Origin of the sequence: Rheinheimera mangrovi, from assembly GCF_003990335.1 — a bacterium.
Lineage (GTDB): Bacteria > Pseudomonadota > Gammaproteobacteria > Enterobacterales > Alteromonadaceae > Pararheinheimera > Pararheinheimera mangrovi.
Genome location: NZ_CP034683.1, coordinates 2245601 through 2261352 on the forward strand (window position 1 = coordinate 2245601; position 15752 = coordinate 2261352).

The window sequence follows — 15752 nt, forward strand, 5'->3', positions numbered from 1 at the left end:
GGAGCCGGATTTGAACCGTCGCCCTTCGCCACGGGGTTATAAAGAGGAGCCCGAGGGCTAAATTACTTTACAACGCCTGTCACGAATTGGTTGCGGGAGCCGGATTTGAACCGACGACCTTCGGGTTATGAGCCCGACGAGCTACCAGGCTGCTCCATCCCGCGTCCGTGTTTGCGGGGCGCATAGTAGAGCTTTTGCCCTAGCAGTGCAAGGCTTAATATCAGGAAATTCCAAAGAAGTGAACTGACTGCGCAATAATTAAACGCATAGGTCTTTAAGTAGGCGATAGTGGCGGTTTCTGAAGTAGTAGTAGCGCAAATCTTTGTTTTTGAGCTGAAAAACATCCCAATGCTTTCGAAAGCGCTTCTGTTATAATGTGCGCCATTTTATTGCAGGGCAGATCATATGTTGGAATTCTGGGCCTTAACATCCAAAGGTGTTGAAGAGCTGTTGGCGGATGAGATCCGTCGTTATCAAGGCGAAGTTATTAAATTAGGCATGGGCGTAGTGCGCTTTAAGGCTGAACTTAAAGATGCATATCAGCTGTGCTTATGGTCGCGTTTAGCGACCCGTATTCTACGCTTGGAACAATCCATCGAAATTGATGCCAATTCAGACCTGTATCAGGTTGCGATGCGTATTAACTGGCCTTCCTTAATGCGGATGGAGCAAAGCTTTGCGGTGGAATGTGTCGGTAAGCACCCGACCATAGACAATACCCAGTTTGGTGGCATGCGGGTAAAAGATGCCATAGTGGACCAGTTCCGCGAGCGCTATGACGCCCGGCCTAATGTTGATCGTATCGACCCGGATGTAAGGTTTCAGGTGCGTTTAGAGCGCCAGCATTTTCATTTCTTCCAGGATTTTTCTGGTCCATCACTGCATCAGCGTGGTTACCGTAAAGAGCAGGGCGAAGCTCCATTAAAAGAACATTTAGCTGCCGCTTTATTAATTCGTTCCGGCTGGAAGGCTGATCAACCTTTATATGATCCGTTTTGTGGTAGCGGTACTTTATTGATAGAAGCGGTGCTGATGGCACGTCAGTTAGCTCCTGGTTTAAAACGTGAAAAGTTTGCTTTTGAACAATGGGGCGATCACCAGCCAGAATTGTGGCAACAACTGCGTGCAGAGGCTTTAGGCTCGCGTCAGGCTATCGCTGAAGGTGTGACTTTTGTTGGTAGCGATACTGATGAACGTACCTTACAAAAAGCCCGTCAGAATGCGGCCCGTGCTGGTGTGGCTGACTATATAGAATTTATCACCCAAGATGCGACACAAATTCAATCGGCTGTGTGCGAAGGTAAAGGCGTTATTATTACCAACCCGCCATATGGTGAGCGTTTAGGGGATTTACCTCAACTTATTCCTGTCTATGCTGAATTTTCCTTAGGCCTGAAAAAACACTATCAGGGCTGGCGTTTAGCCATTATTACCTCAAGCCCGGATTTATTGCGGGCATTGAAGCTCTCTAAAGCCAAAAGCTATAAATTCACTAACGGTCCTTTGGACTGTGAATTTACTATGTTTGATTTGACCGAACAGCAAGTTCAGGTCAATGCCAACAGCCAAAGTGCAGCCTTGTTTTATGCTGAAAGCGAATCTTTTGGCAATCGCCTGAAGAAAAACGTCAAGCAGCTGGAGAAGTGGGCTAAACGCGAAAACATCAGTTGCTACCGTATGTATGACGCTGATATTCCGGAATACAACGTGGCGGTCGACTGGTATGACGGCGAAGTAGTGATCCATGAATACGCGGCTCCTGCCAATGTGGATGAACAAATAGCGCAAAAACGTTTGTTTGACGTGGTGAACCTGGTGCCTAAGGTGCTTGGCATTAGCAGCGACAAGCTGGTGCTAAAGGTCCGTGAAAAACAAAAAGGCAAAGAGCAGTATCAGGCACTTGCTAAAGCCGGGCAATACAAAGAAGTGACTGAATATGGCGCTAAGTTTTTAGTCAACCTGCGGGATTATTTAGATACCGGCTTGTTTTTAGATCACCGTGTCACCCGTTTGGCGATTCAACAGCAAGCCAAAGGCAAAAAAGTACTGAATTTATTTGCCTACACAGGCACAGCGTCTGTGCATGCGGCTTTAGGTGGCGCTTTGTCTGTCACTACGGTTGATATGTCCAATACCTATCTGGACTGGGCCAAACGCAACTTTCTGATCAATGGTCTGGAAGGCAAGGCCTATCAGTTTATTCAGGATAACTGTCTGGATTGGCTGAAAGGCTGCAAAAACCAGTTTGATTTAATCTTTGTCGACCCGCCGACGTTCTCCAACTCCAAACGGATGGAAGACACCTGGGATGTACAACGTGATCACGTCAAGTTACTGACTATGGTTGGACGCTGCCTGGCGCCGAACGGCAAAGTGATTTTCTCTAATAACAAACGCCGTTTTAAGCTGGACAAAGCGGTGTTGGAAGAGGCTGGATGGAGTATCAAAGATATTTCAGCCCAAAGTTTACCGGAAGATTTTAAACGCAACCCGCATATTCACGTGTGTTTTGAGCTCTTCAAACGGGTTGATGCATAAATGCAGATGCGGCTTTACAGCACCTGGGGTTGCCATTTATGTGAACAGGCCGAGCAGCTTTTGCTGCAGGCCGGTTTGGCAGGTGCGGTAGAAATTATCGATATAGTGGACGATCCGGAGTCTTTTCAGCGCTACCGGGTGCATATTCCAGTGTTTAAAGTGAAAGACCAGGAACTGTTCTGGCCCTTTGACCTTGCACAGATACAACAACTGCTTGAGCAGTCGTCAGGACAATAAAAGTGGAATTATTACGTTTTCAACAAGCCAGTCTGGCTTTTGGTACTCATCCCATTTTAGACAAAGTGGATTTTAGTTTATTTGCCGGCGAACGTGTCTGTTTAGTTGGCCGTAACGGCGCTGGTAAATCCTCCTTCTTAAAAATATTGACCGGTCATCAAAATTTAGATGACGGCCAGGTGGTACGGCAGAACAATTTAGTGATCAGCCGCTTAGAGCAAGACCCACCAGCCCGGGTTGACATCAAAGTGGCAGATTTTATCCGTGAAGGTGCAGGCGATTTAGCCGAAAAGCTGCAGCGCTTCTATCATTTGGCCGATCATTTCTCGGAAGCAACCGAAGCAGAACAACGTGAGTTTGGTGTGTTACAGGCTGAGTTGGACACCCGTCATGGCTGGCAGTTAGAAAGCCGTATTGAAGAGTTGTGTTTGCAGTTTGAAATGGACCCCAATACCACGCTCGCTTCGTTATCCGGCGGCTGGTTACGTAAAGCGGCTTTGGCCAAGGCTTTAGTGTCGCAACCGAATGTGCTGTTGCTGGACGAACCAACCAACCACTTAGACGTCGCTGCTATTCAATGGCTTGAGCAGTTCTTTATGAACTTCAAAGGCGCCATTATTTTTATCTCGCACGACAGGGCCTTTATCCGCGCTTTAGCTAGCCGCATTATCGATTTAGACCGTGGTGAGCTCACTTCACACCCTGGTAATTACGCTGAGTATCTGGAGCGTAAGCAAAAAATGCTGGAAACAGAGCAGCAGCACAATGCGCTCTTTGATAAAAAGTTGGCGGAAGAAGAAGTCTGGATCCGCCAGGGCATTAAAGCCCGCCGTACTCGCAACGAAGGCCGGGTTCGTGCGTTAAAAGCACTGCGTAACGAACGCGCCGCCCGGGTTGAACAACTGGGCAAAGTAGAATTTGCCATTGAGCAATCGCAAAAATCCGGCAAACTGGTGTTTGAAACCAAAGGGGTGAACGTCAGTTTTAAAGGTGACGCTGTTTTAAAAGATTTGAACGTCCTGGTGATGCGTGGAGATCGTATCGCTTTGGTTGGCCCAAATGGTGTGGGTAAATCCACCTTAATCAAAACCTTGCTGGGCGAGTACAACGCCGACAGCGGTGAAATTAAACGCGGTACCAACCTGGAAGTGGCCTATTTTGACCAGCACCGTATTCAGCTGGATTTAGACGCCACAGTGCAGGATAACGTCGCTGATGGGAAGCAGGAAATCACCCAAAATGGCCAAACCCGCCATGTACTGAGTTACTTGCAGGACTTCTTATTTGCACCAGCGCGCGCCAGAACACCGGTTCGGGCTTTATCTGGTGGTGAGAAAAACCGCTTATTGCTGGCACGTTTATTCGCTAAGCCTAGTAATTTACTGATCCTCGATGAACCGACCAACGATCTGGATGTGGAAACTCTTGAACTGCTTGAAGATATTCTGCAGCAGTATCAGGGCACAGTGCTGCTAGTTAGCCACGACCGTGAGTTTGTTAATAATACAGTGACAAGTTCTTTGTATTTTGCCGGTCAGGGCAAGGTGGTTGACATAGCCGGTGACTACGAAGATGTGGTGGCCTATCAAAAACGGCAGCAAAATAATGTAAAAGCTGTTGAAACTGTGCAAAAAAGTGTAAAACCTGTCGAAGAAAAGCCTGTTGAGCTTTCATCCACAAGCAGTAAGAAGTTATCATACAAAGAGAAACGAGAACTGGAACTATTGCCCGCTTTAATCGAGACGCTTGATGCAGAATTAAGTGCCTTGCAGCAGCAAGTGAATGATCCACAATTTTTCCGGCAAAGTGCCGAGAGCACCCAAAAAGCGTTGAACCTATTGCATGAGACCGAGTCGAAGCTCGCGCACGCTTATGAGCGTTGGGAACAATTAGAAGCATTAAATCAGCAGTAACAGGGGACCTGAATGAGATTATCGCCCGTAGTATTAGCCATATTAACCGGCTTGGCCGCCAGTTCAGCATATGCCGCCGTGTATCAGGTTCAGGAGTTGCCGGAAGTCAGCACTGTGCGTTCTCAGTTTGGCGCAGCTATTAATGACAATGGCGATGTAGTAGGGAACGGCAGTTTTATCTATAACTTTCCTGTAGATATAAGCGCAATAAATTTTGAAGATGCGTCTTTAGTTGCTGCACTGTCCGCTGAAACTATTGAGCAGATTAAATTAGGTAATGTGACGGCCTCATCCTTGAGCGTATTGCTAAATTACCTTGGAAACAACAGCACAAATTATAGAATTCAACGTTACAGTGATGTGCAGGCGTTAAATTTATCGACAGGTGCGCAAGTCAGAGTCAGAGAACAGGCTGCTGTCCCAACGAACAGAGAATACGTATACGATATTAATAACAGTGGTAACGCAATTGCGGTGGCTACAACGCCTTTTACTCTTCAGAGCTTTACTCCTGCGGCAACAGAAGCAGTGCCTTCTCCTGAGACAGTAAATGTTTGGGTACCAGAGCAGGGTTACATCAAATCTTACGTCGTGAGCGGTAACAGCGTGATCCCTTTACCTATCCCATTTGAGGAACTTGGTGGTGGTTTTGCGACAGCGTCAAAAATTAGCGAATCGAATTACATCGCTGGCTCTGGAAGCGTATCCATGCTGGATACTAACAAGACGGTTATTGAAACTGCCTGTAAAGGAGAATCAACTCCGGTTAATCTGTGCTATCACGGCTATGGTACATCAAGTTATGTCGAAAGAGCGCTCGTCTGGAAAATGAACGATTCTGGTCAGATTTCTGCTGCTGTTCAATATGGCTTTCTGGGACCTGTTGTTGAAGGCACTACTGACGCTACATACTTAAGCCGCGCTACTTCGGTGAATGATTCTGGTATCGCTGTAGGTTATTCCAGTTATACCAATGAAGAACGTCAGATCTTTACAAACCACGCGACTGTCTTTGACCAAAGCGAAGTGTCTGCGGTTATTGATCCTTTAGAGTGGGACGGCAGTGTCGCAAATGATATTAACAATGAAAATATTATTGTAGGTACCGCGACTAAACGTATTAATGGTATATCGCGTGGTCGGATGTTTATATTTGATTACAATACGAAAACTGCAGTTTACCCTAATGGTTTCTTTAGTAGTTCAGGTACAGTTCCTGCCGCAATTAACGAAAACAACATGATTGTAGGTTCAGCAGAAGTTATCCCTTCAGACAGCACTACACGCAGGCAGGTCGCGTTCTTGTACGACATGGCAACGGAGAGCTTCACTGATCTGAATACTTTGTTACCCTGTGGTGCAAATTTTAACTTGGTTGAAGCAAAAGACATTAACAACAATAATGAAATTATTGCAAATGCCATTTATTCTCTGGAGCAACGCGATGCAAAAGGCGATGTTGTGAAGGATAGCGCTGGTAATCCGGTCATGGAAAATGTAACAAGGCCTGTGAAATTAATCCCGGTGCCTAATGGTACAATTGAAAACTGTAATGTGCCGGAAGAGATCACTTATGAACGTAAAGGCGGTTCATCAAGCTGGTACAGCTTACTGTTGCTGCCATTATTGATGCTCAGACGCAAAGTGAAGTCTTAATAACTCCTTTGTTCAGGTAAAAAAACCGCTCTGGCGGTTTTTTTATTGTCTTTTTTGTACAGACCCATTTATTACACAGGGTGTTTACCCCTAAAGATCCCTACTTTGGCAGGTTAAAACACGGCAGGATGAGTGTTTTCTGCAGCTTGAGCTGCCAAAGCTGAAGATCATGGACGATGTGGTAATCATCCCTTAAATTAACTGACGCTAAAAGTAGAATTTTCTCGTAATATAAACGCAGGAGATTCTGCATGAAAACATCAAAATTTAGTGACAGCCAAATCCTGGCAATTTTAAAACAAGCGGAAGCTGGAGCTCCGGTTCCCGAACTCTGCCGTGAGCACGGTATGAGTTCGGCCACCTTTTACAAATGGCGCGCCAAATTTGGCGGCATGGATGCATCCATGATGGCCCGGCTTAAAGAGCTGGAGGCGGAAAATGCCCGGCTGAAAAAGATGTACGCCGAAGAACGGCTCAAAGCCGAAATCCTCAAAGAGGCCATCGAAAAAAAGTGGTAAAGCCGTCGCGCCGACGGGAATTGGCGCAAAAGGCGGTGCGCGAGAAATCCATTTCTGTCACATTGGCCTGTGCGGTGTTTAGCATCAGTGAAACCTGCTACCGCTATCAGGCCCGTCTGAGGGATGAGAACGCGGAAATTGCGGACTGGCTGCTGCGCTTAACCTCCACTTACCGGAGTTGGGGCTTTGGCATGTGTTTCTATTACCTGCGTAATGTGAAACGCTTTGGCTGGAACCATAAACGTGTGCTGCGGATTTACCGCGAGCTGGAGCTGAACTTAAGGATAAAACCCAAGAAACGGCTCACCCGTGAAAAGCCTGAACCGCTGGCGGTGCCAGAGATGAAGAACCAATGCTGGTCGATGGATTTTATGCATGACCAGCTCGAGGATGGCCGCAGTTTCCGGCTGCTGAATATCATTGATGATTTTAACCGGGAAGGCTTAGCCATTGAGGTCGACTTCTCGCTACCGGCAGAACGGGTAGTCAGAGTGCTCAATCAAGTCATTGAGTGGCGAGGCAAACCCAAGGAAATCCGTAGCGACAACGGCCCTGAATACATTGGTTCTGTCCTCAAAAACTGGGCAGAATCAAACGGAGTGGCCCTGAAGTATATTCAGCCAGGCAATCCGCAGCAAAATGCCTATGTGGAGCGATATAACCGTACAGTTCGCTACGACTGGCTAAACCAATATTTATTCAGCAGTATTGCCGAAGTTCAGGACTATGCGACAGAATGGCTGTGGTTTTATAACAATGAACGGCCAAACAAAGCTTTGGGTGGCATACCACCGAAGTACAAGGACAACTTAGTAACACAGGCTTCTACTTCAAGCGTCCATTAAAAATGGGATGATTACCATGTGAGTAAAAAAATACCTTGTGTAATTCAAAAAAAATAAATTATTTTGTCATCAAATCTTAAATAAGTTCAGGTTCTTACTTAATGTCAATAGGGCTAGGGAAAGTTTATTAGTGGAACCTTTTGGGCAACTCAACTATCTATTAAAGTGCAACGCAAGTTGCTTGTTATTTATCAGATCGAGGAAGATTGCCTTATGAAAAGACAGAAAAGAGATCGTTTAGAACGTGCCCACGCTCAAGGTTATCGCGCCGCTGTCACAGGTCGCTCAAAAGAGATTTGTCCTTATCAGAATTTAGACACCAGATCGCAATGGCTCGGAGGGTACCGGGAAGCGATGGAAGACAAAGGGATTGGCCTGTTCGCCAGAGGTCAGTAATTCACGAATTCAGATAACAAGGCCCCGATAACCGGGGCCTTGTGCGTTTCTAACCTTTAACTGTCCGCAATCAAAAACGGGCTTTAAGTCCTAAGGTAAAAGAACGACCTGGCAGAGGCGCATCTTCTTTGATAAAGGAACTGTGAACAAAACCCAATTCGTCCGTCAGGTTATTGGCTTTAACAAAAGCAGTCAGGTCCAGATCATTGAGATTAAAGTAGTAGCTAAAACCTAAATCAAGGATCTGATAGGAGCCTGTGGTGCTCTCGCCAGCAGCAACCCGGTTTTGCTTCATATAGTGAGTCCAATCTATAGTGGCAGACCAATCTTGTGCCGAATAGCTATAACCAGTTCCTACTTTTATAGGCGGTATCCGCGGTAAATCACCGCCGTTATCCAGCTTTGCTCGTACAGAATCGATAAAGAACTCAAGCTCCTGCTCTGGCGTAAGCTGATAGGCCATAGCGAATTCGGCACCATACAAAGTGGCATCTTGCTGCTGATAATGGAAAATGGAGAATTCTTCGCCTTCGTGCTCGTGAGCATGTTCTTCTTCGTGCTCGTCGTGCGCTTCAAGATCGGCCATGGTTAAACCAGAATCCTTCATATACAGATAGTTATGCACTTTGTTGTAGAACAGGTTGTAGGTGAAGGTGAAATCACCTTCAAACTTACGCAAAGTCAGGTCGATGTTGTTCGCAACCTCTTTCTTGAAGGCGGTTTCAGCTTGAGCGATTTCTCCGTCGGCATCCAGCGCATAAGCCAAACCCAGTTCATAGGTCTGAGTGGCAATGTGAGCGCCGTTGGAGTAAAGCTCGGCAGCACTTGGCGCGCGTTCAGAGCGGCTCACCGACAGCGCCCAGTTGTAACCTTGCTGGAAATTCCAGACTAAACCTGCGGAGAGGCTGGCAGCGGTAAAGTCATTTTTGACGTTTTCGGCGTGATGTTCTTCTGTTTCGGCTTCTTCATGATGATGCTCAAATTCAATGCCAGAGGCTCTGTAGTCGACCTGTTCAATACGGGCACCTAACTGGGCAGTGAAGTCACCAAAACTGCGTTCTTCCAACACAAACAAAGCATGGGAGTCTGTTTTAGTGTCCGGTGTAAAGGCTTCTTCACCTATGGCTTTGTAATCACTGTTTTGCAGATGGTAACCTACCACACCATGCCAGCCAGCGAAGGTTTCATGCTCAGCGGTAAAGCGACTTTCAAAACTGTCATTTTTAAAGGTAGTACCAATAGCACCACCTTCGATTTCATGATGTTGGTAGCGAGTCAGGGCACTGCTAAAAGATAAAGTTTCAATACCAGCAAATGGCTTATACAGCTCACCCGCTAAGCCGTATCTGTCCTGTTTTACTCTGGCAAATACGCCTGTTTCCTCGTGGCCTTCTTCCTCTTCATGCTCATGCTCTTCGTGTTCTTCATGATGATGGTGATGGCCAGGTATGCCGTATTCACTGTCAATATGCCCTATGGAGAAACCCAATAAGCCTTTGTCAGTGATCCAGCTTAATCCGCCGTTTACGGCTGAGTTGTCCAGCCAGGAGTTGGCCAGTTGATCTGAGCTTTCACCTTCGTCATTGGTAAAATCAGGTACATCGTAATTATTTGTTTTGCGTTTAAAGCCATCAAAATGCCACGCAACTTGTTCCTGACCACCGTCATGCGCCAAAGCTGCAGTTTTTTCATCTGCGCCAGAACCATATCGGCTTTCAATTTGCGTGCTGGCAGGACGTAACTGACGCGGTAATCTGTTATCGACCACATTCACTACACCACCTACGGCGCCACTGCCGTATAACAAGGTAGATGGGCCTCGTAAGACTTCTATCTGTTCTGTGGTAATAGCATCAGCACTGATGGCGTGATCCGGGCCAATACGTGATACGTCGGCAGAATCCAGGCCATTGCTTAAGATGCGAACTCTTGGACCATCCAAACCACGTAAAATAGGGCTGGCAGCAACTGGACCATAATAGTTGCTATGTACACCAGGCATAGATTTTAAGGTTTCACCTATAGTAGGTTCAGTTTTTCGGCTAAGTTCTTCGCCGGATAACACAGACACAGGGTTGGCCATTTCCAAATCGTAATGATGCAAACCAGAAGCAGCTACCACAATTCGTTCCAGACCACCGGCTCGCAGCTGTATTCTAAGCTCGTTGTTTTGGGCATCGGCCACCTTCACAAATTGATCGCCATAACCTGTAGCTGAAATATGCAGTTCTGCATCCGCCGGAGCCTGAATAGTAAAACGTCCGTTTTTATCCGCATAAACATATTGCTGACGGCCATGAACATGCACACGGGCTTGTTCTATGGCTTGTCCATTGGTATCCACAACAAGACCGTTAATAGTGGTACTTTGTGCCTGCACTTGCGCTGAAAATACTGACACGACCAGCACAGCCAGCGGAGAGAGTTGAAAAAGAGAAGGACGCATGTCGAAAAACCTTTTTTCTGTTAACTAGTGAGTGTGATGTTATAACATTTTTGCGGATTAACGATCTGGACGCAAGCACTTTTGTGATGAAGTAACATTTTTTCGAGATTTCACTTCGAATCACTGCAGCCTCATGTTTTAATGTCAACTCAATAATCTACGAAGAATCAAAAGGATAAGGCATGGAGTTCTGGCCTGAGTTTCTCTTAATTGCATCTGTTCATTTAGTCGCGGTCGCAAGCCCTGGTCCGGATTTCGCCATAGTTTTACGTTATGCGGTGCGTTATGGTCGTAATGTCGCACTTGCAGCCAGTATTGGCATAGGTATGGCGATTTTTCTGCATGTCTGTTATTCGCTGCTTGGCTTAGGGCTGCTAATCAAAACCACACCCTGGTTATTTACTTTGTTTAGCCTACTGTCGGCAGCGTATCTGGCTTATATAGGCTGGCAGGCTATTCGTAGCGGTGCGCCAACCAACACCGAAGCAGAAGTAGTCACAGAACCGGCGACAGAGACTCCATCGTGGCTCAAAGCCTTTACCTCAGGTTTTGTCACTAATGGTTTAAACCCGAAAGCCACCTTGTTTTTTTTATCACTTTTTGCCGTCATTATTTCGCCAGTTACACCACTTTCGTACAAAGTAATCTACGGCGTCTATATGGCCTTTGCTACAGCAGCTTGGTTTGCATTTTTATCTGTGGTCCTAACCCGCGAAAAAGTAAGAGCTTTTTTACTACGCAAAGGGTATTGGTTTGATCGTTTAATGGGCGCAGTATTACTGGCACTGGCTATGCATCTGATGTACGGTGCAATTCAATCTCAGCTACACTAAACAGAGGTTGTTGCCGATACCAGTGAGGTGTCTGTATGCAAGTCGTCAGCAAAGTGATAAGACTGGATCTGAATTACGCATCAGCGGTCAGCCATGTATACCAAAAGCGTACCTGTTATATAGCCCCTTATAAAACAGAGCTGGCGGAGCATTTTGCCCGCCGTTTGCTGGCTTATTTATCATTTTTTGAATCTTCTCCCCAACTTGCTAAAACGGAAGGCACAGGCAAAACTCCCGATCTGTATGTCAGCGATGCGGCTGACCATATCAAACTCTGGTGTAATGTTGATTTACTTAGTGAAAAACATATGCAACGCGCCAGTCATCAGGCCGAGCAGGTGGTGTTATTTCTGGATGAAACTGATCAGAAAAGAATAAAAAGCCAATACAAACAACATTTCAGAAATGTGCAGTTCCATACCTTATCCCATCAACAGTTACTGGACTTTTGCAGCATGCTTAAAGGTCATATGCAGTTGGATCTATGGCGGGAAGATGACAAGTTATTAATCACAGATGGTGAGCAAACCTGTGAGTTGCCGCTTGCTGTGCCATCAGAGCTGGAGTTCAGGCATTAAGCTTGTCACAACTTGTCATTTCCTTTTCTGTAGTTATAATGGCGGCCCGTATTTTTGCCCCGGATTTACGGTCCGGCTTTGCAGAAGGTGAATCCAAAAATGTATGTTGTTGCTGCTTTATATAAATTCGTTGCTCTACCTGATTATGTCGCTCTGCGCGATAAACTCTACCAACACTTAGTCCTGAATAAAGTCAAAGGCACCTTGCTATTGGCCGAAGAGGGCATTAACGGCACTATTTGTGGACCGCGTGAAGGTATTGATGCCATGCTGCAGTGGTTTGCTGCAGATAGCAGCTTTGACGGTATGTCTTACAAAGAATCTTTTGCTGATGAACAGGCCTTTTACCGCACCAAGGTAAAATTGAAAAAAGAAATTGTCACTATGGGCGTAGAGGGGATCAACCCAGCTCATATAGTGGGCACATATGTCAAAGGTGAAGCCTGGAATCAGTTAATTTCAGACCCTGATACTATCGTCATCGACACCCGCAACGACTATGAAGTGGCGATAGGTACTTTTAAAAATGCCATCAATCCAAATACCACCAGCTTCCGTGAGTTCCCAGAGTGGGCTGAAAAGAACCTTGATAAGACTAAGCACAAGAAAGTGGCTATGTTTTGTACTGGCGGTATTCGCTGTGAAAAATCCACTGCCTTTTTAAAGGAGCAAGGTTTTGATGAGGTATATCATCTGGATGGCGGTATTCTGAAATACCTCGAAGAAGTACCAGAACCTGAAAGTTTGTGGCAGGGCGAATGTTTTGTGTTTGATCAGCGCGTAGCGGTCAAACATGGCTTAGAGCAAGGCAGTTATGATCAGTGTTATGCCTGCCGCATGCCGTTGTCACAAGACGAGATGAAGTCACCACTTTATGTGCAGGGACTAAGTTGCCCTCATTGCCACGACAAAATTACCGAAGAGCAAAAAGCGTCATTTGCTGAGAGGCAAAAACAAATAGCTTTGGCCAAAGCGCGGGGCGAACAACATATCCGCGACGGCAAAGTTGAATTCTAATCTCTGCTATAGTTAAAAAGAGCCTTGATGGCTCTTTTTTTATGTCTAAAATCCAGAACTAAACAGATCATATTTCTATTAAATAGAACAAAATGTGCTTATTTTTGTTATTTTAAACCATCTTCTGGAAAGATAAGCTGTTTCTATTAAGAGGGTGAATTATGGCAACAGAAAACAAAGGGTATAGCTGGACCAGCATAGCGCTGCATTGGTTGGTGGCCGTGATGGTGATAGGGCTTTTTGCATCAGGCTATTGGATGGTGGATTTAAGCTACTACAGCACCTGGTACAAAACTGCTCCTTTTTGGCATAAAAGCGTAGGGGTCTTGTTGCTACTGATGATGGGCTACAGAGTGCTTTGGCGTGTTTTAAATGGAACTGCCACTCCTTTGGCAAATCACAGTAAGGCTGTACAACGAGCTAGTCATTTTACTCATCTGACGTTGTACGGATTGGTATTTTTAATTATCTGCAGCGGCTATTTAATTTCTACTGCGGATGGTCGACCTATAGAGGTATTTGGCTTGTTTGATTTGCCATCTGCAGGTGAATTATTTGCTGAGCAAGCAGATAAAGCAGGTTTGGTACATAAATTTGCCGCTTATGGCCTGATTGCTCTAGCAGCATTACATGCCTTAGCAGCGCTTAAACACCATTTTTTTGATAAAGACGATACGTTAAAACGAATGCTTAAACCTTAATGTGAAAGGAGATTGGAATGAAGAAATTATTACTAGCCAGCTTGATGACTTCTATGTTGGCAGCACCAGCGTTACAAGCTGCTGAGTACGAAATTGATACACAAGGCGCGCACGCTTTTGTTCAGTTTAAAATCAGCCACTTAGGCTACAGCTGGTTATACGGTCGTTTTAATACTTTTAAGGGTAACTTCAGCTATGATGCGGCTAAGTTAGCGGACTCTAAAATCCAGTTAGAAATCGATACCAAAAGTGTTGACTCTAACCATGCTGAGCGCGACAAGCACTTACGCAGCCCAGATTTCCTGAACGTAGATAAAAACAGCAAAGCGACTTTTGTCAGCACGAAGATAGTACCAAAAGCAGGTGCTGATTTTGATGTAGTAGGTAACTTCACGTTAAATGGCGTGACTAAAGAAATCGTTATCAAAGCCACTAAGCTGGGTGAAGGTTCTGATCCATGGGGTGGTTACCGTGCTGGTTTTGCTGGCACAACCAGCATCAACTTAGAAGATTTCGCTATTAAAAATATCCTTGGCCCAGCCTCTGCCACTGTGCAGCTGGATCTGAGCGTGGAAGGTATCAAGAAGTCTTAATTCTGAATTGAGATTCTAATGACGCCATTGCCCTGAGGTATCTTCTGATACTCAGGGCAATTCTATTTCTATATCTGTGATGGGAATACTGCAGCAAGGCAAAATTTCGCCTTTGCGGACAAAAGCTAAAGGCTCGTTAATGTAACTAACCGAACCTGACAGTAATTTACAACGGCAAGCACCACAGTAACCCTCTCGGCATTGATAGTTCACTTGCTGTTGCTGAGCTTCCAGAGCATCAAGCAGGGTGCGTTGCTCAGGCCCAAACTCCAGGCTGAGCACATCCTTCACCACTACTTTGACCATTTCAGTAATCGCAGATCAGAGATCAAAATCACCGAAGTCAGCGCCATCCATTTCGTTGTCGATTTGACCTACTAAATAGGAGCTGATTTCTGATTCCTGCGGAGCCACCTGCACATTATCAGACACAAGCCAGGCATTGATCCATGGAATAGGGTTCTGTGTCGTGCTGAAAATGGGCTTTAAGCCAACAGCCTGCATTCTGTTATTGGTGATGTACTCTACGTACTGGCACAAAATATCTTTGTTTAAGCCAATCATAGAACCATCTTTAAACAAGAACTCAGCCCAGTCTTTCTCCTGCTCAGCGGCTTTGCGGAATATGGCATAGGCGTCTTCTTCACATTCTTTGGCGATAATGGCCATTTCTGGATCATCTTCGCCAGCGGCCATAATATTCAGCATATGCTGAGTGCCTGTTAAGTGCAGCGCTTCGTCCCGGGCAATCAGCTTGATTATTTTGGCGTTGCCTTCCATCAGTTCACGTTCAGCAAAAGCAAAACTACAAGCAAAGCTGACGTAAAACCGGATGGCTTCCAGCACGTTGACCGACAAAATACAGATATAGAGCTTACGCTTCAGCTCGCGCAGGCTGATGGTGTGGCTGACACCATCCACAACATGAGTGCCTTCACCACATAAATGATAGAGGTTCACTGATTGGATTAAATCGTCATAGTAGCGGGTGACATCGTCAGCACGTTCGATAATTCGCTCGTTGAGCAGAATATCGTCGAAGACCTTGTGTGGCTCATTGGTGATATTACGCACTATATGGGTGTAGCTGCGGCTGTGAATAGTTTCACTGAAGGCCCAAGTTTCAATCCAGGTTTCCAGCTCTGGCAAGGACACTATAGGCAACAAAGCAACGTTCGGTGAACGGCCTTGCACTGAGTCCAGCAAAGTTTGATATTTTAAATTACTGATAAAGATATGCTTTTCATGTTCTGGTAACTGTTGAAAGTCGATACGATCTTTACTGACATCCACTTCTTCAGGACGCCAGAAAAAGCTCAGTTGCTTTTCGATCAGTTTTTCAAAAATGCCGTATTTCTGTTGATCATAACGGGATACGTTCACCGGATTGCCGAAAAACATCGGCTCTTTCATTTGATCATTGTTCGTACGGCTAAAGGTGGTGTAACTCATCAGCAATATCCAGATTATTATTAGTTATG

The 15752-nt window shown here is 45.6% G+C and carries 14 protein-coding genes and 1 tRNA gene; 11 read left to right on the plus strand and 4 right to left on the minus strand.

Annotated elements, in window-relative coordinates:
• Positions 1–87: 87 nt before the first annotated feature.
• Positions 88–164, minus strand: a tRNA-Met gene (locus EK374_RS10120).
• Between the two features lie 241 nt (positions 165–405).
• Here EK374_RS10120 and rlmKL point away from each other — a divergent pair.
• The 6 genes from rlmKL (at position 406) to rmf (ending at position 8103) form a co-directional block, all read left to right on the plus strand.
• A complete protein-coding gene (rlmKL, locus tag EK374_RS10125) occupies positions 406–2538 on the plus strand; it encodes a bifunctional 23S rRNA (guanine(2069)-N(7))-methyltransferase RlmK/23S rRNA (guanine(2445)-N(2))-methyltransferase RlmL (protein ID WP_127022779.1) in 2133 nt (710 codons plus the stop codon).
• On the plus strand, positions 2539–2775 hold the full coding sequence (locus EK374_RS10130; RefSeq protein ID WP_127022782.1) for a glutaredoxin family protein: 237 nt from the start codon (positions 2539–2541) through the stop codon (positions 2773–2775).
• A 2-nt stretch (positions 2776–2777) separates the two neighbouring features.
• Positions 2778–4688, plus strand: a complete 1911-nt coding sequence (gene uup / locus EK374_RS10135; RefSeq protein WP_127022785.1) for an ATP-binding cassette ATPase Uup — start codon at positions 2778–2780, stop codon at positions 4686–4688.
• A gap of 12 nt (positions 4689–4700) precedes the next feature.
• Complete coding sequence (locus tag EK374_RS10140; protein ID WP_127022788.1) at positions 4701–6344, plus strand: DUF3466 family protein; 1644 nt, start codon at positions 4701–4703, stop codon at positions 6342–6344.
• Positions 6345–6595: 251 nt separating this feature from the next.
• A protein-coding gene (locus tag EK374_RS10150; RefSeq protein WP_407691844.1) for an IS3 family transposase occupies positions 6596–7707 on the plus strand; the annotation gives its coding sequence in 2 pieces (ribosomal slippage) (positions 6596–6857 and positions 6857–7707; 1113 coding nt in all).
• 213 nt (positions 7708–7920) lie between these two features.
• The gene (gene rmf / locus EK374_RS10155) at positions 7921–8103 is read left to right on the plus strand and encodes a ribosome modulation factor (protein ID WP_046521510.1); all 183 of its coding nucleotides are present in this window, start codon (positions 7921–7923) and stop codon (positions 8101–8103) included.
• Between the two features lie 70 nt (positions 8104–8173).
• Here rmf and EK374_RS10160 read toward each other — a convergent pair whose 3' ends face one another.
• Positions 8174–10549, minus strand: coding sequence for a TonB-dependent receptor domain-containing protein (locus EK374_RS10160; RefSeq protein WP_127022791.1), 2376 nt, complete (start codon positions 10547–10549; stop codon positions 8174–8176).
• A gap of 182 nt (positions 10550–10731) precedes the next feature.
• Here EK374_RS10160 and EK374_RS10165 point away from each other — a divergent pair, with 182 nt between their 5' ends.
• From EK374_RS10165 to EK374_RS10185, 5 genes are all read left to right on the plus strand, one after another.
• Positions 10732–11382: a LysE family translocator gene (locus tag EK374_RS10165; RefSeq protein ID WP_127022794.1), complete on the plus strand. Its 651-nt coding sequence runs from the start codon at positions 10732–10734 to the stop codon at positions 11380–11382.
• 35 nt (positions 11383–11417) lie between these two features.
• Positions 11418–11960, plus strand: a complete 543-nt coding sequence (locus EK374_RS10170; RefSeq protein WP_127022797.1) for a YaeQ family protein — start codon at positions 11418–11420, stop codon at positions 11958–11960.
• A gap of 99 nt (positions 11961–12059) precedes the next feature.
• A complete protein-coding gene (trhO, locus tag EK374_RS10175) occupies positions 12060–12977 on the plus strand; it encodes an oxygen-dependent tRNA uridine(34) hydroxylase TrhO (RefSeq protein WP_127022800.1) in 918 nt (305 codons plus the stop codon).
• 161 nt (positions 12978–13138) lie between these two features.
• Positions 13139–13678: a cytochrome b gene (locus EK374_RS10180; protein ID WP_127022803.1), complete on the plus strand. Its 540-nt coding sequence runs from the start codon at positions 13139–13141 to the stop codon at positions 13676–13678.
• 17 nt (positions 13679–13695) lie between these two features.
• A complete protein-coding gene (locus EK374_RS10185; RefSeq protein WP_127022806.1) occupies positions 13696–14271 on the plus strand; it encodes a YceI family protein in 576 nt (191 codons plus the stop codon).
• Positions 14272–14322: 51 nt separating this feature from the next.
• Here the strand turns inward: EK374_RS10185 and yfaE are convergent, their stop codons facing one another.
• Both yfaE and nrdB read right to left on the minus strand, forming a co-directional pair.
• Positions 14323–14577, minus strand: coding sequence for a class I ribonucleotide reductase maintenance protein YfaE (gene yfaE, locus EK374_RS10190; RefSeq protein ID WP_127022809.1), 255 nt, complete (start codon positions 14575–14577; stop codon positions 14323–14325).
• 15 nt (positions 14578–14592) lie between these two features.
• A complete protein-coding gene (gene nrdB, locus EK374_RS10195; RefSeq protein ID WP_127022812.1) occupies positions 14593–15723 on the minus strand; it encodes a class Ia ribonucleoside-diphosphate reductase subunit beta in 1131 nt (376 codons plus the stop codon).
• Positions 15724–15752: the final 29 nt, after the last annotated feature.

What these genes read in the sequence shown, in the direction of transcription:
- rlmKL (WP_127022779.1), top strand. Translation starts at nt 406, where the DNA reads ATGTTGGAATTCTGGGCCTTAACATCCAAAGGTGTTGAAGAGCTGTTG.
- EK374_RS10130 (WP_127022782.1), top strand. Translation starts at nt 2,539, where the DNA reads ATGCAGATGCGGCTTTACAGCACCTGGGGTTGCCATTTATGTGAACAG.
- EK374_RS10140 (WP_127022788.1), top strand. Translation starts at nt 4,701, where the DNA reads ATGAGATTATCGCCCGTAGTATTAGCCATATTAACCGGCTTGGCCGCC.
- rmf (WP_046521510.1), top strand. Translation starts at nt 7,921, where the DNA reads ATGAAAAGACAGAAAAGAGATCGTTTAGAACGTGCCCACGCTCAAGGT.
- EK374_RS10160 (WP_127022791.1), bottom strand. Translation starts at nt 10,549, where the DNA reads ATGCGTCCTTCTCTTTTTCAACTCTCTCCGCTGGCTGTGCTGGTCGTG.
- EK374_RS10165 (WP_127022794.1), top strand. Translation starts at nt 10,732, where the DNA reads ATGGAGTTCTGGCCTGAGTTTCTCTTAATTGCATCTGTTCATTTAGTC.
- EK374_RS10170 (WP_127022797.1), top strand. Translation starts at nt 11,418, where the DNA reads ATGCAAGTCGTCAGCAAAGTGATAAGACTGGATCTGAATTACGCATCA.
- trhO (WP_127022800.1), top strand. Translation starts at nt 12,060, where the DNA reads ATGTATGTTGTTGCTGCTTTATATAAATTCGTTGCTCTACCTGATTAT.
- EK374_RS10180 (WP_127022803.1), top strand. Translation starts at nt 13,139, where the DNA reads ATGGCAACAGAAAACAAAGGGTATAGCTGGACCAGCATAGCGCTGCAT.
- EK374_RS10185 (WP_127022806.1), top strand. Translation starts at nt 13,696, where the DNA reads ATGAAGAAATTATTACTAGCCAGCTTGATGACTTCTATGTTGGCAGCA.
- yfaE (WP_127022809.1), bottom strand. Translation starts at nt 14,577, where the DNA reads ATGGTCAAAGTAGTGGTGAAGGATGTGCTCAGCCTGGAGTTTGGGCCT.
- nrdB (WP_127022812.1), bottom strand. Translation starts at nt 15,723, where the DNA reads ATGAGTTACACCACCTTTAGCCGTACGAACAATGATCAAATGAAAGAG.